This is a genomic window from Arthrobacter sp. FW306-05-C (assembly GCF_021801725.1).
Lineage (GTDB): Bacteria > Actinomycetota > Actinomycetes > Actinomycetales > Micrococcaceae > Arthrobacter.
Genome location: NZ_CP084556.1, coordinates 1,493,273 through 1,512,200, shown reverse-complemented (window position 1 = coordinate 1,512,200; position 18,928 = coordinate 1,493,273). Strand labels below are relative to the sequence as shown.

The 18,928-nt window shown below is 66.3% G+C and carries 21 protein-coding genes; 3 read left to right on the top strand and 18 right to left on the bottom strand.

Annotated elements, in window-relative coordinates:
* Positions 1 to 46: 46 nt before the first annotated feature.
* The 7 genes from LFT44_RS06985 to LFT44_RS06955 all read right to left on the bottom strand — a co-directional run bounded on the left by LFT44_RS06985 (position 47) and on the right by LFT44_RS06955 (position 5,011).
* On the bottom strand, positions 47 to 931 hold the full coding sequence (locus LFT44_RS06985; protein WP_236801946.1) for an SseB family protein: 885 nt from the start codon (positions 929 to 931) through the stop codon (positions 47 to 49).
* Between the two features lie 20 nt (positions 932 to 951).
* Positions 952 to 1,698 carry a bifunctional 1-(5-phosphoribosyl)-5-((5-phosphoribosylamino)methylideneamino)imidazole-4-carboxamide isomerase/phosphoribosylanthranilate isomerase PriA gene (gene priA / locus LFT44_RS06980; protein ID WP_236801945.1) on the bottom strand — a complete coding sequence of 249 codons (747 nt, stop codon included), beginning with the start codon at positions 1,696 to 1,698 and terminating at the stop codon, positions 952 to 954.
* A 122-nt stretch (positions 1,699 to 1,820) separates the two neighbouring features.
* Positions 1,821 to 1,979, bottom strand: coding sequence for a hypothetical protein (locus LFT44_RS06975; RefSeq protein ID WP_167562184.1), 159 nt, complete (start codon positions 1,977 to 1,979; stop codon positions 1,821 to 1,823).
* The gene (gene hisH, locus LFT44_RS06970; RefSeq protein WP_236801944.1) at positions 1,980 to 2,747 is read right to left on the bottom strand and encodes an imidazole glycerol phosphate synthase subunit HisH; all 768 of its coding nucleotides are present in this window, start codon (positions 2,745 to 2,747) and stop codon (positions 1,980 to 1,982) included.
* Entirely contained in the window at positions 2,744 to 3,370 is a 627-nt protein-coding gene (gene hisB, locus LFT44_RS06965; RefSeq protein WP_236801943.1) for an imidazoleglycerol-phosphate dehydratase HisB, read from the bottom strand. Before hisB ends, hisH begins: the two co-directional genes overlap by 4 nt.
* Positions 3,371 to 3,430: 60 nt before the next feature.
* Positions 3,431 to 4,549 (bottom strand): histidinol-phosphate transaminase, encoded by a 1,119-nt coding sequence (locus LFT44_RS06960; RefSeq protein WP_236801942.1) that lies wholly within the window; start codon positions 4,547 to 4,549, stop codon positions 3,431 to 3,433.
* A gap of 111 nt (positions 4,550 to 4,660) precedes the next feature.
* Positions 4,661 to 5,011 carry a LysM peptidoglycan-binding domain-containing protein gene (locus LFT44_RS06955; RefSeq protein WP_236801941.1) on the bottom strand — a complete coding sequence of 117 codons (351 nt, stop codon included), beginning with the start codon at positions 5,009 to 5,011 and terminating at the stop codon, positions 4,661 to 4,663.
* Between the two features lie 359 nt (positions 5,012 to 5,370).
* On the opposite strand from LFT44_RS06955, the gene lexA reads away from it, so the two are divergent.
* Positions 5,371 to 6,108, top strand: coding sequence for a transcriptional repressor LexA (gene lexA, locus LFT44_RS06950; protein WP_236801940.1), 738 nt, complete (start codon positions 5,371 to 5,373; stop codon positions 6,106 to 6,108).
* Positions 6,109 to 6,233: 125 nt separating this feature from the next.
* On the opposite strand, the gene LFT44_RS06945 is transcribed toward lexA, so the two are convergent.
* The gene (locus LFT44_RS06945; RefSeq protein WP_236801939.1) at positions 6,234 to 8,294 is read right to left on the bottom strand and encodes an ATP-dependent DNA helicase; all 2,061 of its coding nucleotides are present in this window, start codon (positions 8,292 to 8,294) and stop codon (positions 6,234 to 6,236) included.
* Complete coding sequence (gene hflX, locus LFT44_RS06940) at positions 8,287 to 9,867, bottom strand: GTPase HflX (protein WP_236801938.1); 1,581 nt, start codon at positions 9,865 to 9,867, stop codon at positions 8,287 to 8,289. The genes LFT44_RS06945 and hflX overlap by 8 nt, the downstream gene beginning before the upstream one ends.
* Positions 9,868 to 10,294: 427 nt before the next feature.
* Here hflX and LFT44_RS06935 point away from each other — a divergent pair, with 427 nt between their 5' ends.
* Positions 10,295 to 10,918 carry a class I SAM-dependent methyltransferase gene (locus LFT44_RS06935; protein WP_236801937.1) on the top strand — a complete coding sequence of 208 codons (624 nt, stop codon included), beginning with the start codon at positions 10,295 to 10,297 and terminating at the stop codon, positions 10,916 to 10,918.
* Here LFT44_RS06935 and dapF read toward each other — a convergent pair.
* The 6 genes from dapF to LFT44_RS06905 form a co-directional block, all read right to left on the bottom strand.
* Positions 10,890 to 11,834, bottom strand: a complete 945-nt coding sequence (dapF, locus tag LFT44_RS06930) for a diaminopimelate epimerase (RefSeq protein ID WP_236801936.1) — start codon at positions 11,832 to 11,834, stop codon at positions 10,890 to 10,892. The genes LFT44_RS06935 and dapF overlap by 29 nt on opposite strands.
* 114 nt (positions 11,835 to 11,948) lie before the next feature.
* Positions 11,949 to 12,845, bottom strand: coding sequence for a tRNA (adenosine(37)-N6)-dimethylallyltransferase MiaA (gene miaA, locus LFT44_RS06925; RefSeq protein WP_236801935.1), 897 nt, complete (start codon positions 12,843 to 12,845; stop codon positions 11,949 to 11,951).
* A 3-nt stretch (positions 12,846 to 12,848) separates the two neighbouring features.
* Complete coding sequence (gene miaB / locus LFT44_RS06920; RefSeq protein ID WP_373462212.1) at positions 12,849 to 14,408, bottom strand: tRNA (N6-isopentenyl adenosine(37)-C2)-methylthiotransferase MiaB; 1,560 nt, start codon at positions 14,406 to 14,408, stop codon at positions 12,849 to 12,851.
* Positions 14,409 to 14,411: 3 nt separating this feature from the next.
* Entirely contained in the window at positions 14,412 to 14,939 is a 528-nt protein-coding gene (locus LFT44_RS06915) for a regulatory protein RecX (protein WP_236802824.1), read from the bottom strand.
* A gap of 93 nt (positions 14,940 to 15,032) precedes the next feature.
* On the bottom strand, positions 15,033 to 16,088 hold the full coding sequence (gene recA / locus LFT44_RS06910) for a recombinase RecA (protein ID WP_236802823.1): 1,056 nt from the start codon (positions 16,086 to 16,088) through the stop codon (positions 15,033 to 15,035).
* A gap of 196 nt (positions 16,089 to 16,284) precedes the next feature.
* Entirely contained in the window at positions 16,285 to 16,509 is a 225-nt protein-coding gene (locus tag LFT44_RS06905) for a DUF3046 domain-containing protein (RefSeq protein ID WP_141940786.1), read from the bottom strand.
* Between the two features lie 41 nt (positions 16,510 to 16,550).
* On the opposite strand from LFT44_RS06905, the gene LFT44_RS06900 reads away from it, so the two are divergent.
* Positions 16,551 to 17,081: a MarR family winged helix-turn-helix transcriptional regulator gene (locus LFT44_RS06900; RefSeq protein ID WP_236801934.1), complete on the top strand. Its 531-nt coding sequence runs from the start codon at positions 16,551 to 16,553 to the stop codon at positions 17,079 to 17,081.
* A 93-nt stretch (positions 17,082 to 17,174) separates the two neighbouring features.
* Here LFT44_RS06900 and LFT44_RS06895 read toward each other — a convergent pair whose 3' ends face one another.
* The 3 genes from LFT44_RS06895 to pgsA all read right to left on the bottom strand — a co-directional run bounded on the left by LFT44_RS06895 (position 17,175) and on the right by pgsA (position 18,915).
* Positions 17,175 to 17,627, bottom strand: coding sequence for a helix-turn-helix domain-containing protein (locus LFT44_RS06895; protein ID WP_236801933.1), 453 nt, complete (start codon positions 17,625 to 17,627; stop codon positions 17,175 to 17,177).
* Positions 17,628 to 17,794: 167 nt separating this feature from the next.
* Positions 17,795 to 18,274 carry a CinA family protein gene (locus LFT44_RS06890; RefSeq protein WP_236801932.1) on the bottom strand — a complete coding sequence of 160 codons (480 nt, stop codon included), beginning with the start codon at positions 18,272 to 18,274 and terminating at the stop codon, positions 17,795 to 17,797.
* A complete protein-coding gene (pgsA, locus tag LFT44_RS06885; RefSeq protein WP_236801931.1) occupies positions 18,271 to 18,915 on the bottom strand; it encodes a CDP-diacylglycerol--glycerol-3-phosphate 3-phosphatidyltransferase in 645 nt (214 codons plus the stop codon). The genes LFT44_RS06890 and pgsA overlap by 4 nt, the downstream gene beginning before the upstream one ends.
* Between the last annotated feature and the right edge of the window lie 13 nt (positions 18,916 to 18,928).

Sequence of the window (18,928 nt, the reverse complement as noted above, 5' to 3'; positions counted from 1 at the left end):
CAGGGTGCGCCGCAATCCCGGCGGGGATCACCCATCCGGCTGGCGGCTAGTCGGAAGCGCGCCTTAGTTTGATCTCAAGCGAATCGACGCGCTCCCCAAACAATACATTCCGCGACCACTCCGCCTGCAGGCCGGCTACCAGTTGCTGGACACCGGCGGCGTCCAGGCCGTCCTCGAGGTACAGCACCACCTGCAGTTCCGGCCCCGTACCGCCGCCCGGGAGTACTGATCCGTCGGCGGCCCTTGCGGCCACTCCCCCGCCGGGCAGGAGCTCGAGCCGGCGGATGGCGGCAAAGCCGGAGGCCGCGCGGCCCATTTCGGCTGCGAGCTCCTCGTCGCTGTAGGAGGGGATCCAGTCATGCTGCTTGGCGAGGGCCCAAACGCCGGGCCTGCGCACCACGAACGTCACGTCGGCGCCCGGGTCCAGGACCAGGAGTTCGGCTCCTTCCGCGACTGCCGAGAGCGCCGCCCGGGCGGCGTAGACGGCTACCGGCCTGGCCTCCGGATGCCATGCCGACAGCGCGGCGGCCGAGGTGAATGCCGGCAGCGCGGTCCTCCCGTCGGCTGCCTTGAGCGTCACCAGGGCCATGTCCGCCTGCTTGTCGGCGTGCAGGCCGTGAGCGGTCTCTTGCTCCTCAGCCAACTGCGCCACGATCGGGATGAAGACCCGCGCAGTTGCCAGCGAGGAAACGACTGCTTCTTCACCGCCCCGTCCCTCACGGAGCGCCGCGACCGCGGCGACGTAGCCGGCGTCGGCCGTGCCGTCGTCGTCCTCGAAGTTATGGATTTTGGCGTCGTCGCCGGCGAGGCTCCGCCCCGCCCATGGCTGGCCCGCAGAATCCGTGGCGCCGCCGGCACCGGCCAGCGCGGCAGCAATATGTCCGGGCAGCCGGCGGACTGCAGGGCGTTCCGGTTCCTCGACGTTGGACATGGCTTTAGTGCGCCCCGGACCTAGCGCCGGCCGGCGACGTCGAGGGCCTCCGGAAGCGTGAAGGCTCCCGAGTACAGGGCCTTGCCCACGATGGCGCCTTCCACGCCCAGGGGGACCAGCGAGCGGAGGACCTTGAGGTCGTCCAGGCTGGAGATTCCGCCGGAGGCCACCACCGGCTTTCCGGTCTTCTCCACCATCTGGCGCAGGAGTTCCACGTTCGGTCCCTGCAGCGTGCCGTCCTTGGTCACGTCGGTCACCACGTACCGGGCGCAGCCGGCCTCTTCGAGGCGGCCCAGGACGTCCCACAGGTCCCCGCCTTCCTTGGTCCAGCCGCGGCCCGCAAGGGTCGTGCCGCGGACATCGAGCCCCACGGCAATCCTGTCGCCGAAGCGCTCGATGGCCCGGGCGGTCCACTCCGGGTTCTCCAGTGCTGCGGTGCCAAGGTTGACCCGTGCGACCCCCAGGTCAAGGGCTGCTTCGAGCGTCTCGTCGTCACGGAGGCCGCCGGAGAGTTCCACCTTGATGTCCAGCCGGCCCACCACCTCCCGGAGGAGGTCGGCGTTGGATCCGCGCCCGAAAGCGGCATCCAGGTCCACCAGGTGGACCCACTCGGCACCCTGCTGCTGCCAGTTGAGTGCCGCTTCAAGGGGGGTGCCGTAGCTGGTCTCGCTCCCGGCCTCGCCCTGGACCAGCCGCACGGCCTGGCCGTTGACGACGTCGACGGCGGGCAGCAGTTCAAGTACCGGCAGGTCATGTGCGGTGGTCATACTCATCCTCGGTGTTGGTTCTCGGGCTCAGGGCGATTGGCTGAAAATTGGGCGGGCTTGGGGCGTGCCGTTGCTGATGTGCCGGGCGGACTCCCCAGGGCGGCCCACCCTCCGGTGGGTACTCAGCTGGCCGGCAGTGTGAGCAGGTAGGCGGCGAGCAGCGCCATGGCGGCCAGGACATAGAACGCCACCTGGGTCCACAGCGGCTTGCGCTGCTGCCGGAAGGAGATGCCGCCACCGATCAGGATGCCGGCGAGCCCCATCAGTAGTACGGACCACATCTATGCGCCGCTGCCGGGGTCGGCTGATGCTGCTCCGGAACTGGATTCGTCATTGGCTGGTTTGCGCAGGCCTTCCACCCAGTTACGCAGCAGACGCGCACCGGCGTCTCCTGATTTTTCGGGGTGGAACTGGGTGGCGCAGAGCGGGCCGTTTTCCACGGCCGCAATGAAGGGAGCGCCGTGCTCGGACCAGGTGACCATCGGCGGAGCCATCCGGGGCTGGATCACGTCGAAGTTCCATTCCTGCACGCCGTAGGAGTGCACGAAGTAGAAGCGCTCGTTTTCGACGCCGGCAAAGAGCTTGGAGCCTTCGGGGACCTGGACGGTGTTCCAGCCCATGTGGGGGACGACTTCCGCGGGAAGGGCCTCCACCTTTCCGGGCCACTCGCCGATGCCTTCGGCTTCGGTGCCGTGCTCCACGCCGGCCTCGAACAGGACTTGGAGGCCTACGCAAATGCCCAGCACCGGGCGGCCGCCGGCAACGCGCCTGCCGATGAGCCGGATGCCGTCCACGGCCTTGAGTTCGCGCATCACCGTCTCGAAAGCGCCGACGCCGGGCACCACCAGTCCATCCGCGTTCAGCACGTCCTCCGGCTTGGAACTCAGGATCACTTCCGCGCCGGCACGTTCCAGTGCGCGGACCGCTGACCGAACGTTCCCGGAACCGTAGTCCAGAACCGTGACAGTTGGCTTGCCCTCGGGGGAAGGCAGCTTGCGTGAGGCGGAGGGGTCGATGATGGCCCCGTCCTTAAGGACCTGGCCGCTCACAGTGCGCCCTTGGTGGACGGGATGCCCTCGACGCGGGGATCCGGTTCGACGGCGGCGCGCAGGGCACGGGCGAAGGCTTTGAACTGCGCCTCGACGATGTGGTGCGGGTCCCGGCCGGCCAATACGGTCATGTGCAGGCAGATGCCGGCGTGCAGCGTGATGGCTTCGAAGACGTGGCGGGTCAGGGAGCCAGTGAAGTGGCCGCCGATCAGGTGGTACTCCTGGCCTGCCGGCTCGCCGCCGTGCACCAGGTAGGGGCGGCCGGAGACATCCACTACCGCGTTGGCAAGCGCTTCATCAAGCGGCACAGTGGCCTCACCGAAACGTCGGATTCCCGCCTTGTTGCCCAGGGCAGTGCGCAGGACCTCGCCGAAGGTGATGGCAACGTCCTCCACGGTGTGGTGGACGTCGATGTGGGTGTCGCCGGTGGCCTTGACCGTCATGTCGATCAGGGAGTGCTTGCACAGGGCAGTCAGCATGTGGTCGTAAAACGGCACCGAGGTATCGATATCCGACACTCCGGTTCCGTCGAGGTTGATCTCCACGAGGACGGAGGACTCGCTGGTGGCACGCTCCATGCGGGCGGTCCTGGCCGCAGCCGTATTCAATCCGGTTGGACTCATGGTGAAAGGATCCTTTGTGGGAGAAGAAGTGGTTCAAGGCGCCGACGCCGCACTATAAGTCTAGGCGGGAAGCGCGGCCTGGCCCGCAAGGATGCGTTCCAGGGACGTGAGGAAGGCTGTGGTTTCCGCCTCAGTGCCCGCAGTAACCCGAAGGTGGCCGGGGATGCCGACGTCACGGATCAGCACACCGGCGTCCAGCAGTTCCTGCCAGACCTGGTGGGGGTTTTCCAGGCCGCCGAAGAACACGTAATTGGAGTCGGAGGCCGCGGGCGTCAGGCCCATCCGTGTCAGTTCCGCCACGATCCGGTCCCGCTGGGCCTTGATGTCCTGGACGTCCGCCATAAGGGCCTCGCGGTGTTCGAGGGCGGCAAGCGCAGTGGCCTGGGTGATGGCCGAGAGGTGGTACGGAAGGCGCACCAACCGCAGGGCGTCGGTGACCTCCGGCGCGGCGGCCATGTAACCAAGCCGGGCGCCGGCCAGGGCAAATGCCTTGCTCATGGTGCGGGACACGATCAGCCGCTCCCGGCCGGGAAGCAGGGTCAGCGCGCTGGGCGTTCCGTCGTGCGCGAACTCGTGGTAAGCCTCGTCCACGATCACGATCGCCTGGCCGTCCTCCCCGGCCTCGTAGACAGCCTCCACGACATCCAGACCGAGCCCGGTTCCCGTGGGATTGTTGGGCGAGCAGAGGAACACGATGTTCGGCTGCAGTTCCTTGACCTGCCGTGCGGCCGACTCTGCGCTCAGGTCGTAGCCCTCGGAGCGCTCCCCGGTGATGTACTGCGTGTCGGTCCCGCTGGCCAGCAGGGGGTACATGGAGTACGTGGGTGGAAAGCCCAGGGCGGTGCGGCCCGGGCCTCCGAAAGCCTGAAGGATCTGCTGCAGGACCTCATTGGAGCCATTGGCTGCCCATACGTTGTTTTCGTCAAGCCCATGCCCGAGGTACTCCGCCAAGGCTTTCCGGAGTGCAGTGAACTCCCGGTCAGGATAGCGGTTCAGGCCTGCGGCAGCCTCCGTGACTGCGGCGGAAATGGCGGCGTGCACATCGGCGGGGACGCCATGGGTGTTCTCATTGACGTTCAGGAGAATGGGGACGTCCAGTTGGGGCGCCCCATAAGGGGTGAGCCCGCGAAGGTTGCTGCGGAGGGGAAGCCGGTTCAGACGCTCTAGCTGGTCGTTCACCTGAACAGTTTAGTTGCCGCAGCAACGACCGGAAAATGTGACGGTTCCTGTTCGCCCTCAGCGTGCCACATCCCGCTTCTCCGGCGCCATGCCTGGAGTGGACAGCGGGCTTCAGTGTGTTGGGACAAACAGTTGCTGCCCGGGCAGGACTGAGCCGGCGCTGAGGTTGTTGAGCTGGACGATGTCTGCCACCACGTCCCGGGCGTCCCGGTTCGGATCAACAGCACCGGCGATGGTCCACAGTGACTGGCCCGGCTGCACGGTAACCGTGACAGTCGGTGTCACCGCCAAATCCGCGGCGGAGTCTGAGGCCTTGGCGGGCGAGTTGAAGAACCCCGACAGCGACAGCAGGAAAACAGCGACGAGTACCAGCGGAACGCCGATCAGGACGATCCGCCCCCGCCGGGTAAGCCGCAGGGGCGCGGACGAAGGTGAAACGTGGTGACGAGATGAAGCTGACATGAACTGAGCCCTCCTGGACCTGCCGTGCTGCCCGGGTGTTCCCCCGAGGCCGCCCCGACCATTCAGACGACGGTCCGGAACTTCCTCCGGCCACGTTTTCGAATAGGGCGTGCGCTGGTTAGAACACATGTTCGAACTTTGCTTGTTAAGTTTTAGCACCTATCAACGAACAATGTCGAGACTCGCTAGAACAAATGTTTGAAAAAGCAATGTGGCTGGCCTAGCTTTGAAACCAAAGAACAACCACCCCTGAAGTTGAACAGCAGGGTCTGACAATGACAGTGGGAGTCCTTCCGGCGGTGCGTGCAAGCCAGCACCGGGGCGGAAGATCCGGCGGCAAGCGAAAGGCATTGGCGAATATGGCAGCAGCAGCCGCCGGGGGCAGGACCGCCCCGCAAACCAAGAGGACCGCCAAAGGCTTGACGCCCCGGCAAAAGAAAATCCTCGAAACCATACAGCGCTCCGTCAATGAGAACGGGTACCCGCCCTCCATGCGCGAGATCGGCGACACCGTCGGACTGGCAAGCCTGTCCAGCGTGACCCACCAGCTCTCCCAGCTGGAAAAACTCGGTTACCTGCGTCGCGATCCCAAGCGGCCCCGCGCCATGGAAGTGCTGATGCCCCTCACGCTGGACGGGGGTACCGGCAAGGCCGCAGGCGACTCCCCTGCGACGCAACCCGCCGGCGGAGGCGCCTCAGTGACCGAGCTGCCCACCGCGCTCGATACCGCAATGGTTCCCCTGGTGGGCCGGATCGCTGCCGGCGGTCCCATCCTCGCGGAGCAGCTTGTTGAGGATGTTATGCCGCTCCCCCGCCAGTTGGTGGGCCAGGGCGAACTCTTCATGCTGCGGGTGGCCGGCGACTCCATGGTGGACGCCGCCATTTGTGACGGTGACTGGGTGGTGGTCCGGCGCCAGGCTGACGCAGCCAACGGGGACATCGTTGCTGCGCTGCTCGACGACGAAGCGACCGTCAAGACCTTCCGCCAGCGCGACGGCCATACCTGGCTGCTCCCCCAGAACACGCAGTACGAACCCATCCTGGGCGACCATGCCACCATCATGGGCAAAGTCGTCTCGGTCCTGCGTTCGCTCTAGCGCGCTCCCTCCCGCCACAAGCACCGGCCCGCGCTGCAGGAATCCGTCCGGGCCGTCCTGGGCCCCGCGGAGGCACTCCAGGGGCGCGCTGTGCCCCTGGAGCTCCGCGGTGCGTCGTCAGGAGGCTACCGGACTGCGTCCGCCCCCAGCCTGGTGAGGGCTGCCAGCGCCTTGCTGCGGTCCGTGGTGGCCCAAAACGGCGGCAGGGCAGCCCGCAGGAACCCGGCGTAGCGCTCGGTTGCCAACCGGGAGTCCAGCACGGCCACAACGCCCTTATCCGCGGTTGACCTGATCAACCGCCCGGCGCCCTGGGCCAGGCGGATGGCCGCGTGGGTGGCTGATACGGACATGAAGCCGTTGCCGCCGGCCTGTGCCACGGCCCGGGAACGCGCCGTCATCAGTGGATCGTCCGGCCGCGGGAACGGAATACGGTCAATCACCACCAGCCGGCAGGAGCCGCCCGGCACGTCGACTCCCTGCCACAGGGACATGGTTCCGAAAAGGCAGGTGTCCGGCTCATCGGCGAACTGTTTGACCAGGGCGGTCATGGTCGACTCCCCTTGGCACAGGACGGTCACGTCCAGTTTGGGCCGCAGGGCGTCTGCGGCCTCCTCGGCAGCCCGGCGTGAGGAAAACAGGCAAAGGGCTCCCCCGCCGGACGCCTTAATCAGGGCTTCCAGTTCCTCCAGAGCCTCCGGAGACACCCCGCGGCCGGGCTTGGGCAGGTGCCCGGCCACATAGAGGATGCCCTGCTTGGGGTAGTCGAAGGGCGAGCCGACGTCCACGCCGGTCCAGCTGGGGGCGCCGTCGCCAAGAAGGCCCAGTCCTCCTGCAGCAGGTTCAAAAGCGGAACCGATGGCCAGGGTGGCGGAAGTCAGCACGACAGTGTGGTCGGCAAAGAGCCCTTCCCGCAGCCGCCCGGCGACGGACAATGGGGCGATGTTGATCAGCACCGGCGCAGTCTCGTCCGGCGGCGAGTAGCCCTGGCCGGGGTCAAAGGTGCTGGCGCGGGAGAACCACACGACTTCCCGGTTTTCCCTGGCGGCGACCAGACGCTCGCACAGTTCCAGGATGAGCATGAGGCGGGACCTGGCCAGCTGCCGGCCGCCGTCGGCAGTGGTGTTGCTGTCCCCTTTGGAATCGGACAGTGCAGCCCGGCAGGCCTCACGGAGCTGGTCCACGCAGTCCAGCTGTTCATCGTTCAGGCCGTTGGGAAGCAGGCCGCTGGGTGCGCCGGCGAGGGCCAGCTCAAGGTTGGCCGCTGCGGCATTGAGGGCATCAACGGTGATGGCGGTGTGTTTCCGGGCACCGGCAGCGGCGGCGTGGACCATCGCGACGGACAGCTGGCCGGACACTGCTCCGGTGACCCGGTCCTGGAGTTCGTGCGCTTCGTCCACCACCACGACGTCGTACTCGGGCAGGACGGCAAGTCCTTCGAATGCGCTGACGGCGAGCATGGCGTGGTTGGTCACCACCACGTCCGCTTCGGCAGCGTCCTGCCGGGCGAGCTCGCTGAAGCACTCGGCAGCCATGGGGCACTTCTGGGCACCCAGGCACTCCATGGACGTCACGGAGACCTGCCGCCAGGCGCGGTCGGTCACGCCCGGGAGCAGTTCATCCCGGTCACCCGTGGCCGTTTTCTCCGCCCACTCCCGGAGACGGACCACTTCCTTGCCAAGCTGGGACGAGGGGCCGCCCACGGACGCTGCGAAGTGCGGCACGCTGGTGTCCTCGCCAAGCGAGAAAAGCTGGCCTTCGGAGGGCTCTTCGGAGGGGAAACCGCCTTCGAGCTTGTGGCGGCAGACGTAATTGGAGCGTCCCTTGACCAAGGCAACCTTGACGGGCCGTTCCAGTGCCGGGGTGATGTTCTTCAGAAGACGGGGCAGGTCCCTGCCGACGATCTGGGTTTGCAGGGCAAGCGTGGCTGTGGAGACCAAAGCAGGCTTGTTGCTTTCCAGGGCATGGGCGATCAGCGGCACCAGGTAGGCAAGCGACTTACCGGTGCCGGTGCCGGCCTGGACCAGCAGGTGGTTGCCGGTTTCGATGGCGCGGGCCACCTGCAGGGCCATTTGATGCTGTCCGGTGCGGCTTTGACCGCCCATGCCTGCGACGGCCCGGTCAAGCAGTTCGATGACGAACTGCTCACCGGCCGTCTGCGCGGCTTCGTCCGCCGCGGGGTCACCCATTGACGGTGAAGGGTTCCAGTTCGGACGCCAGGCCCTCCCGGACCATGACGGCAGCCCTGGTGCCGGCCTCCAGGTGGTCCAGGCTGAGGATCTCGGCGTCGGACTCGTGAAGCTTGCTGATCAGGTCGCCGCGCTCGTACGGGATGAGCAATTCCATCTTGACCGAAGGCCGGGGAATGGATTCGCTGATGACCTTCAGCAGTTCCGGGATCCCCTCGCCCGTGCGGGCAGAGACCACCACATGGCGCGGTTCGCGCTGCCTCAGCCGCTCCACTACGAAGGGGTCGGCGGCGTCAGCCTTGTTCAGCACGATGATCTCCGGCACCTTCCGGGCGTCAACTTCGCTGAAGACCTTCCGGACGGCAGCAATCTGGCCTTCCGGGTCAGGGTGCGAGGCGTCCACCACGTGCAGGATCAGGTCGGCGTCCGCCACTTCCTCGAGCGTGGAGCGGAAGGCCTCCACCAGCTGGGTTGGCAGCGAACGGACGAATCCCACGGTATCCGCCAAGGTGTAGCCCAGGCCATCGGCGGTTTCCGCCTTGCGCACGGTGGGATCCAGGGTGGCGAACAGGGCGTTCTCCACGAGGACGCCGGCGTCGGTGAGCCGGTTGAGCAGGGACGACTTGCCGGCGTTGGTGTACCCGGCGATGGCAACGGAGGGCACTTCATTACGACGGCGGTTGGCCCGCTTGGTCTCCCGCGCGGGCTTCATCGCGGCGATTTCGCGCCGCAGCTTGGCCATGCGGGTACGGATGCGTCGCCGGTCCAGTTCGATCTTGGTTTCACCGGGGCCACGGGAGCCCATGCCGGCGGCGGCGCCACCCACCTGGCCACCGGCCTGGCGGGACATCGACTCGCCCCAGCCACGCAGGCGGGGAAGCAGGTATTCCAGCTGTGCGAGCTCCACCTGCGCCTTGCCCTCGCGGCTCTTGGCATGCTGGGCGAAGATATCCAGGATCAGGGCGGTCCGGTCGATGACCTTGACCTTGACGATGTCCTCCAGGGCGCGCCGCTGCGAAGGTGCCAGTTCGGCGTCCACCACCACGGTATCCGCGCCTGTGGATATCACAATGTCCTTCAGCTCCTGCGCCTTGCCCGAGCCCAGGAAGGTTCCGGGGTCCGGCTTGTCGCGGCGCTGGACCAGCCCGTCGAGGACCTCCGAGCCCGCAGTCTCGGCAAGGGCGGCCAGCTCGCGCAGGGAGTTTTCGGCGTCGGCAAGGGTGCCCTCGGACCAGAGCCCGGCCAGGACCACGCGCTCCAGGCGCAGCTGGCGGTACTCAACCTCGGTGACGTCCTCAAGCTCGGTGGACAGACCTGCGCGCCGGCGCAGGGCGCGCCGCTCCTCAAGGTCCTGCTGGTCGCCGTCGTAGGTTGAATGCTCTTCGTCCAGGCGGGAAATGGCCTGTGCCCTGCCGAGCACCGCTTTTCCATCTCCGCTGCCCTCACCGCGGGGCGTGCTGACATTTTTGGCCGGTACGTCCTTGGCGAGGATCCGGTCGATGACAGCCTGGATCTCCTGCGGACTCATGTCCTGGGCGGCTGGATCGGAACCGGTATTGGGCTGGCTGGTCATGGTCTCCTTTGAAGATTCGGCAATTCCAGAATAGTGCTGATTGGGCGGAAGTTGGAAAGTATTCGCGCTGGGCTGACGGCCTGCGGTCATGGTTCTCCTGGTGGTCTGCACCGGCTGCGATGCCGGGCTGGGAATGCCGCGCTGAAACGGCGGCAGGGCGGAAAAGGCCGGAGAGTGGCGGGACGTGCGCGGGATGCTGACGTTCGGTATCGTCCGGCGGCCGGGCAGACCCAGTGGTCTGGCCGGCGCGCAAGCGGAAGGCGTGAAGCCTGCGTCGCTGCGGAACGGACTGTCGCTGGAGGACAGGGGTCGGGACGGGCATGGCCCGTGCCGGCTACTCGAAGATCAGGAACATGCGTTCAAGCGTAGCAGAGGGGCCGCAGCACAGTTTCCCTTTACGCTGCCAGGGGAACTACTCTGGCGAGTTATGGAGTCAGCACACTATTTCAGCACGTCCCCCGCCGGCCCCTTCACCCGCAAGCCGCTCACGGTTGAGCTGGCCGGGAAGCCGCGCAGGCTCCGCACGTCCACAGGCATCTTCAGTCCGGATGGGGTCGACAAGGGCACTGCCGTGCTCCTGGCCGAGGTACCTGATCCGAACCCCCAGGGCAACCTCCTGGACATCGGCTGCGGTTGGGGTCCCGTTGCACTGACCATGGCCCTGCTGGCTCCCCAGTCCAAGGTCTACGCGGTGGACGTCAACGAACGCTGCATCGCCCTGACCAACGAAAATGCCGCCGCGCTGGGACTGACCAACGTCGTCGCCAGCACGCCGCAGGAGGTGGACCCCAGCGTCCGCTTCGACACCATCTGGTCCAATCCGCCGATCAGGATTGGCAAGGACGAGCTGCACGCCCTGCTCAAGCTCTGGCTGCCCCGCATGGCTGACGGCGGGACGGCATGGCTGGTGGTGCAGAAGAACCTGGGTTCGGATTCGCTCCAGCGCTGGCTGGCGGCGGAGCTGGACGATTCTTTCACCGTGACGCGGGAGTCAACGTCCAAGTCCTTCCGGATCCTCAAGGTTACGAAAGTGTCCCGCTCGCCACAATAACGGCGGGGCCGCTGAGTTCCACATGCTCGTGGCCGCCGGGGCCGGCAAAGAACTTCACGCCCACCACACCCCCGGGAACGTGGACGCGCCAAGCATCGGGAGCTTCAGCCCCGGCCCAATGCCGGATGGCGACGGCCGCAGCACAGGCGCCCGTCCCGCAGGACTGGGTCTCCCCCACCCCGCGCTCATGCACCCGCATGGTCACCGAACCTACTCCCTCATGGACCAGCGGCTCCGCGGGAACCACGAACTCCACGTTGGTCCCGTTCGGCGGTACGGGGTCCACCTTCGGCGCGGTGAAGAGCCTGGTGCCGGCCAGTTCGGAAAGTTCCGCGAGGGCAACCACCGTGTGCGGATTCCCCATGCTCACGGACAACGCGGGCCGCGCAACTTCCAGCCCGTCCGCGGTGACCAGCGAATCCATGGCCTTGGCAGTGGCCTCCCCGGGGAAAATGAACTCCCACGGCCCCATGTCCACTGCGTACCCGTCCCCGGTGCGGACCACCGTCTTCACGCCGCCGCGCGTGCCAATGGTGAGCGATCCGCCGTCGGGCAGGTCGATCAGGCCCTCGGTGCGCAGGAAGTGGACGAACACCCGGACCCCGTTACCGCACATTTCGGACAACGAACCGTCCGCGTTGCGGTAGTCCATGAACCATTCCGCGTTCGGGGAATCGGTTAGCAGTTCACGGCCTTCGGGCAGGAACCGGGACGGCACGGCCCTGATCAGCCCATCCGCCCCAATGCCGCGGTGGCGGTCGCAGAGCGCGGCGGCCTGGTCCGCGTCGATGGCGTGCGTCCCGTCGGGATCGGCGACCAGGACGAAGTCATTACCGGTGCCATGCCCCTTGGAGAAGCGGAGCCCGCTCAGTGTGCGCAGGGCGGGTCCGAAGGTTTCTGCGGGGGTTGCATTCATGGTCCCAAGCGTAGCGGCGCACACGTCTGGTGCTGAAACCACGGTCCTAAAAGCACAGTGCTTAAACGGCAGCAGCGGGGAGGTACCGTCAGCGCAAGGCTCGCCCCGCCTTTTCTAGCGGGTCAGCTCCGCAGCCTTGCCCACGAGCTCCGGATCCTGCCAGTCCAGCCACGTGATCCGGGGATCGGCGCGGAACCAAGTCAATTGCCGCCGGGCGAACTGGCGGGTGGCCACGATGGTTTCCTCCGCGGCATCCTCGACGGCGGAGGTGCCATCAATGACCCGCAAAAACTGCGAATAGCCCAGTGCACGGGAAGCGGTCTTGCCCTGGCGCAGGCCCAAAGCGTCGAGCCGCCGAACCTCCTCGAGCAGGCCGGCGTCCACCATTCGGTGCACCCGTTCTGCCAGGCGCTCACGAAGTACCTCCCGGTCTACGCCAAGGCCCACTTGGACGGCCGGCTGGTAGTACTCCCGGCGGGGCATGAAGGAACTGAAAGGGCGCCCGGTGAGCTCGTGGACCTCCAGCGCACGGATGATCCGCCGGGCATCCGAGACCCTGTCGGCGGAGACCGGATCCACGCTCTTCAGCCGGGCCAGGAGCTCCTGCGTTCCGACCTGGGTATGCTCCGCTTCCAGGCGGGCGCGCACAGCTGGGTCTGTGCCCGGGAACTCCAGGACGTCCAGGGCGGCGCGGACGTACAGCCCGGAGCCGCCGGCCAGGATCGCGCGCTTGCCGCGGGCGTGGACGTCCGCGACGGCCGCCCGGGCCTGCTGCTGGAAGTCGGAGACGCTGGCCTCCTGGGTCACGTCCAGGATATCCAGGAGATGGTGCGGAACGCCTTTGCGTTCATCCGCCGTGATTTTTGCCGTGCCGATGTCCATGCCGCGGTAGAACTGCATGGCGTCGGCGTTGATGACCTCGCCATCCAGTTCCAGGGCAAGGCTGACGGCAAGGTCGGACTTGCCGGAGCCGGTGGGACCGACGACGGCGATAACGGGCGGGGCAGCCACCTGTCAGCGGGTGCGCAGCGGCAGCGAGGGCATACCGAGGGAGACGCCCTTCCGTCCCTGCGGGGAACCGGGAGCCGGCGCTCCGCAGGAGTCTGCCTGCGACCTGTCCCAGGCATCCCCTGCCCGGGACCGGCGCAGGCTGTAGTCCTCGAGCGTGGGATCGGCCACCAGGTGGAACGCCGCCGCCTCGGTGATGGTAACGGTGACCAGGTCTCCCGGTCGGGGAGCGGGTGCACCCTCGGGAACCGAGAAATGCACCAGCCGCTGGTCCTGGGAGCGGCCGGACAATCTGTGGGTCTCCTCCGACTTGCGGCCGGACTGCGCCGTGACCATGACCTCGAGCCTCCGGCCCAGCTGTTTCCGGTTCTCCTCTGCGGCGATGCGGTCCTGCAGGGCGGTGAGCCGTTCGAAGCGCTCCTGGACCACAGCCTTGGGCAACTGGTCGGGGAGGTCGGCTGCGGGGGTTCCCGGGCGCTTTGAATACTGGAACGTGAAGGCAGTGGCGAAGCGCGACTGCTCCACGACGTCCAGCGTTGCCTGGAAGTCCTCTTCAGTCTCGCCGGGGAACCCCACGATGATGTCCGTGGAGATGGCTGCGTGCGGAATCCTTTCCCGGACCTTGTCCAGGATGCCCAGGAACTTGGTGGACCGGTAGGAGCGCTTCATGGCTTTGAGGATGCGGTCCGAGCCGGACTGCAGCGGCATGTGCAGCTGCGGCATCACGTTGTGCGTCTCCGCCATGGCGTCGATGACGTCGTCGGTGAATGCTGCCGGGTGCGGGCTGGTGAAGCGGACCCGTTCAAGGCCCTCGATTTCACCGCAGGCGCGCAGCAGCTTGGAGAAGGCCTGGCGGTCGCCGAACTCCACTCCGTAGGAGTTGACGTTCTGGCCGAGCAGGGTCACCTCGATGGCGCCGTCGTCCACCAATGCCTGGATCTCAGCGAGGATGTCCCCGGGCCGCCGGTCTTTTTCCTTGCCGCGGAGCGCCGGCACGATGCAAAAGGTGCAGGTGTTGTTGCATCCCACGGAAATGGACACCCAGCCGGAGTAAACGGAGTCGCGTTTGGTGGGCAGTGTGGACGGGAAGACGTCCAAGGATTCGAGAATCTCCAGCTGCGCCTCATTATTGTGCCGCGCCCGGTCCAGGAGGGCAGGCAGGGCGCCGACGTTGTGGGTGCCAAAGACGGCATCCACCCATGGCGCCTTCTTGAGGATGGTCTCCCGGTCCTTCTGGGCCAGGCATCCGCCGACGGCGATCTGCATGCCGGGGTTGGCTGCCTTGACCGGGGCGAGAATGCCCAGGTTCCCGTAAAGCTTGTTGTCGGCGTTTTCCCGAACCGCGCACGTGTTGAATACCACGACGTCGGCCTGGTCGCCTTCCGCCGGGACGTAGCCCGCGTCCTCGAGCATGCCGGCCATGCGCTCCGAATCGTGGACGTTCATTTGGCAGCCGAAGGTGCGGACCTGGTAGGTGCGTGGCTGCAGGGCTGCGGCCTGCGGAACGGCCCCGGCGTCGACGGAAGGGGCGGCGCCGGGCTGGGGGGAAGGAATGGTCAAACTCACCCGTTAAGGGTACCGGCTTTGGACCGGACCTTCGTCGGCTTCCTGCCGCGCATCGAGGACCTCGTTGACGATCCGGAACGCCTGGGACGGCTGGTAGCCCTTTCTGGCCAGCATGGAGGCCAGCCGCCGGACCGCCTTGTCCCGCTCCCCCGGGCCTGAGGCGTCCGTCGCGGGCCGGAGCTTGCGCTCAACCAAGGCGCGGGCCGCGGCTTCCTCGTCATCGTCAGTCAGTTGCTCCAGGGCCGAGGCCGCTGTTTCCTGGTCGATGCCTTTCTCCGCGAGTTCACGCCGCAGCGCACCCTTGGCCAGCTTGCGGGACTGGGATCGGCTCCTGACCCACATGTCGGCAAATTCGGCATCGTTGATCAGGCGTACTTCCTGGAACTTGTCCAGCACCGCTTCGGCAATGTGCTCGGGGATATTCCGTTCTGCCAGTTTCCGGGCGAGCTGCAGCCTGCTCTTGGGCGCCGCAGTGAGCTGCCGGTACACGATGGCCTGTGCGACAGAGAAGGGGTCCGGTTCGGCGTCAATGGACTGCGGGTCCTCAGGGACCTCAAAGTCGTCCGGCGGCCCAGGCAACGGGCCGCCGGACGAGGACCGCCGTGAGCGTGATCCAGCCAAGGGCTAGAACCCGTCGACGGCTTTCAGCTTCGGCGCATCCTTGGAGTCGTCTTCGGCGGGCTTGACCCCGACACCGAGCTTCTCCTTGATGAGGCGTTCGAGCTCGGCGGCGAGCTCAGGATTATCGCGCAGGAACCGGCGCGAGTTCTCCATGCCCTGGCCCAGCTGGTCGCCGTCATAGGTGAACCAGGAGCCGGACTTCTTGATGATGCCGTGCTCCACGCCCATGTCGATGATGCCGCCCTCGCGGGAGATGCCCTGGCCGTAGATGATGTCGAACTCCGCAACCTTGAACGGCGGGGCCATCTTGTTCTTGACGATCTTGGCCTTGGTCCGGTTGCCGACGGAATCGGCGCCTTCCTTGAGGGTCTGGATCCGGCGGACGTCGATACGGATCGAAGCGTAGAACTTCAGGGCTTTACCACCGGTAGTGGTTTCGGGGGAACCGAAGAAGACGCCGATCTTTTCACGCAACTGGTTGATGAAGATGGCGGTGGTCTTGGTCTGGCTCAGGCGGCCGGTGATCTTACGCAGGGCCTGGCTCATGAGGCGTGCCTGGAGGCCTACGTGGCTGTCGCCCATGTCGCCTTCGATTTCGGCGCGCGGCACCAGGGCGGCAACGGAGTCGATGACGATGACGTCCAGCGATCCGGAGCCCACCAGCATGTCCATGATTTCCAGGGCCTGTTCACCGGTGTCCGGCTGCGAGACGAGGAGGGCGTCCGTGTCCACCCCGAGTTTGGCGGCGTAGTCAGGATCCAGGGCGTGTTCGGCGTCGATGAAGGCCGCGATGCCGCCGGCGCGCTGCGCATTTGCCACTGCGTGCAGGGCGACGGTGGTCTTACCGGAAGACTCAGGTCCGTAGATCTCGATGACGCGGCCGCGCGGGAGCCCGCCAATGCCAAGGGCGACGTCCAGTGCGATGGAGCCGGTGGGGATGACTTCGATCGGGGCACGGACTTCGTCGCCCAGGCGCATGACCGAGCCCTTGCCGAACTGCTTGTCAATCTGGGCAAGCGCTGCTTCCAGCGCTTTTGCACGATCCGGGGCTGCCGCCATGGTTGACACCTCTAATGCTTTCTCGATGGTGGCCTTCGCGGCCGATTTATTGGTCATCTCTGACGCTAAGGGGACCCACTGACATTCCGGCCGGAGGACGACGGCTATGTGGATAAACCCAATAGAAAAAGCATAGCGTTATCCGAACAGGTATTCGAAGAGTGAAACCTCTGCGGCGTGTCCGGCCGGATTGGGGCTAGTCCCGGCGCGGGGCGATGTCCCGTCCCAGCCGGCGTTCTGCCGGTACGTCTTGGACGTCGCAAACGGCAAGCCAGACCTTCCGGGGCTCCACGCCGGCAGCGAGGGCTTGGTCGGCGGTGCGCCCGCCTACCCCGGCAAGGACCAGGGTGCTGCTCAGCACGCGGGAGTAGCCCGCGCCGAACTCGTCATCCATGAGACGCCAGTACTCGCTGATTCGCATCGGTAAATCCTCTCATGATTGTGGACCATAGAATTATTGGCATGAGCACCTCCCCGGATGTCCCGCCACGGCACGACGAAGGCGAAGAAGCCGCCGACTCCGCGCTGCAGAATGTTGAGCACCAGATCAGCCTGTTTTGGCGGCGTGCCCGGGCCATTTCCAACCAGCTTTCACGCGAAGTACATCCGGATATGGAGCCTGCCGCCTACGGGCTGCTGACGGTGATCCGGAGGGAGGGACCCATCCGGCTCACCGAGCTTGCCATGAACATCGGGGTGGGCAAGCCTTCAGTCAGCCGCCAGATCGCGTTCCTGGAAAGCCTGGGGCTGGTGTCCAAGGAGGCTGACCCACTGGACCGCAGGGCACAATCCATCCGCCTGACGCCAAAGGGCGAGGAGAAAATGCACCAGGTCCAGGACGCCCGGCGCCAGGTCTTCCAGGAGCGGCTGCGCGAGTGGCCGGTGGAGGACCTGCAGGAACTCGGCCGCTACATGGCCAAGTTGAACTCCACATATGAGCGTGATGGGTTTCCCGGGGAAGCCGCTGGTGCAGCATCGGCCCAGGACCAATAGCCGAAGAGGACAACCAAAAGAGACAGCAGGAAGCCCCCGGCCCGGCCGGGGGCTTCCTGCTGTTCGTCGGACCCTTGCGGGCGCCGGCTGCCTTTAGCGGGCGCCGGAGAAGAGGCCCGTGGAGAGTTCGTCGTTCAGTTCAGTGTTGAGGTCGCGCTCGAGGTCACGGCCGTAACGCTGGGAGAATTCCTGTGGGACGGTGTCCGGAACGGCGACGCCTTCGGCTACTGCCACACGGTCACTGACCTCGCGGAGCATGCTCGACAGCGGAACATCCAGCGCCGAACAAATCGAGGACAGGAGCTCTGACGATGCTTCCTTCTGGCCGCGCTCCACTTCACTGAGGTATCCCAGGGAGACGCGGGCGCTGTGCGAAACTTCACGGAGCGTACGCCCCTGACGCTGGCGGACATCGCGCAGGACATCACCGATTTCGTGACGAAGTACCACCATCTTGCGCTCCTTCTGTTCGCTCTTAGCCTGTTCGGCGAGGCCCACATCCTTCCAGCGGACAACGCCGTTTACGGATACGGGCTGCTTTACCATCTGTATCGCCTTGCTCCCTCATTGGTCAGGTCCACCGCCTGGCGGACCGTCTTGGTCATTTCATCCTAGGCGCCTCCGCTCTCCGGAAGCGACACAATGTAATAACTAATCGGTACCGGCTTTTGTTCCCGGCAACTTTACGCCCGGTAACTTAGGCGGCCACGGCCTCAGGCGGACAGTGTCTCCAGAAGCCTTTCCAGGGCGGCGGCGCAGGCGGCGGCGCGGATGTCCGGCCTGTTGCCGGTGAAGGAATACTCGAAGGCCGAGGTTCCGGCCGCGGTGGAGATCCCGATGTAAACCCGCCCCACCGGCTTGCCGTCGTGGGCATCGGGGCCTGCCACCCCTGTGGTGGAAAGTCCGACGTCGGCGCCGAGTTCGGTGCGTGCCCCGGCTGCCATGGCGCGGGCGACGTCCGGGTCAACGGACCCTACGCGGGCCAGCAGATCGGCGGGGACATGCAGCACCTTGTCCTTCACGGAGTTTTGGTAGGCAACCACCCCGCCCTGCAACATTCCGGATGCTCCGGGCGTGTCGGCGAGAACCGCTGACACCATGCCCGCCGTCAGCGATTCGGCCGTAGCGACGGTCCGCCCGAACTCAAGCGCCTGGCGGACGGCCTGCCCGGCCAGATGGTGAAGATTGCTCATGCCTGCTCCTGCCCCTGCACGGTCCCGGCCTGGCGTTTGCCCTTCGCACGGAGGCGCAGGGCCTCCACGACATATTCGACGCCGGTCCACAGTGTGATGGCTACGGCCGCCATCATGACCGCGAACGCAACCCACGACATCCACGGTGCGAACGGTCCGAACGGCAGGAGGTACAGGAAGATCGCCGCCGTCTGCACCACGGTCTTGAGCTTGCCGCCGCGGGAGGCAGGGATGACGCCGTACCGGATCACGAAGAAACGCAGCGCTGTGATGCCCCATTCCCGGACCAGGATCACAAGGGTGGCCCACCAGGGCAACTCCCCCAGCAGGGACAGCATCACCAACGCGGAACCGGTGAGGAGCTTGTCGGCGATGGGGTCGGCGATCTTGCCGAAGTCGGTGACCAGGTTACGGCTCCTGGCGATGTCGCCGTCGAGCTTGTCCGTGTAGATGGCGACGGCGAACGCTGCCACCGCCGCCCAGCGCCACGGCCCGGATTCGCTGTGCAGCCCGGGGGCGTCCGCTATGAGGAACCACACGAAAAACGGGACCAGCGCGATGCGGATCATAGTCAGGACGTTGGGTAGGTTCCAGACCCCGGCACGGCCTGGGCCGGCGGCGGTTGCATCGGTGCTAGTCACGTTTCTAGGCTAC

Bases quoted from the DNA above. Each gene is read 5' to 3' on its own strand.
- LFT44_RS06985 (WP_236801946.1), bottom strand. From the start codon at position 931: ATGTCCAACGTCGAGGAACCGGAACGCCCTGCAGTCCGCCGGCTGCCC.
- priA (WP_236801945.1), bottom strand. From the start codon at position 1,698: ATGACCACCGCACATGACCTGCCGGTACTTGAACTGCTGCCCGCCGTC.
- LFT44_RS06975 (WP_167562184.1), bottom strand. From the start codon at position 1,979: ATGTGGTCCGTACTACTGATGGGGCTCGCCGGCATCCTGATCGGTGGC.
- hisB (WP_236801943.1), bottom strand. From the start codon at position 3,370: ATGAGTCCAACCGGATTGAATACGGCTGCGGCCAGGACCGCCCGCATG.
- LFT44_RS06955 (WP_236801941.1), bottom strand. From the start codon at position 5,011: ATGTCAGCTTCATCTCGTCACCACGTTTCACCTTCGTCCGCGCCCCTG.
- lexA (WP_236801940.1), top strand. From the start codon at position 5,371: ATGGCAGCAGCAGCCGCCGGGGGCAGGACCGCCCCGCAAACCAAGAGG.
- LFT44_RS06945 (WP_236801939.1), bottom strand. From the start codon at position 8,294: ATGGGTGACCCCGCGGCGGACGAAGCCGCGCAGACGGCCGGTGAGCAG.
- hflX (WP_236801938.1), bottom strand. From the start codon at position 9,867: ATGACCAGCCAGCCCAATACCGGTTCCGATCCAGCCGCCCAGGACATG.
- LFT44_RS06935 (WP_236801937.1), top strand. From the start codon at position 10,295: ATGGAGTCAGCACACTATTTCAGCACGTCCCCCGCCGGCCCCTTCACC.
- dapF (WP_236801936.1), bottom strand. From the start codon at position 11,834: ATGAATGCAACCCCCGCAGAAACCTTCGGACCCGCCCTGCGCACACTG.
- recA (WP_236802823.1), bottom strand. From the start codon at position 16,088: ATGGCGGCAGCCCCGGATCGTGCAAAAGCGCTGGAAGCAGCGCTTGCC.
- LFT44_RS06905 (WP_141940786.1), bottom strand. From the start codon at position 16,509: ATGCGAATCAGCGAGTACTGGCGTCTCATGGATGACGAGTTCGGCGCG.
- LFT44_RS06900 (WP_236801934.1), top strand. From the start codon at position 16,551: ATGAGCACCTCCCCGGATGTCCCGCCACGGCACGACGAAGGCGAAGAA.
- LFT44_RS06895 (WP_236801933.1), bottom strand. From the start codon at position 17,627: ATGGTAAAGCAGCCCGTATCCGTAAACGGCGTTGTCCGCTGGAAGGAT.
- LFT44_RS06890 (WP_236801932.1), bottom strand. From the start codon at position 18,274: ATGAGCAATCTTCACCATCTGGCCGGGCAGGCCGTCCGCCAGGCGCTT.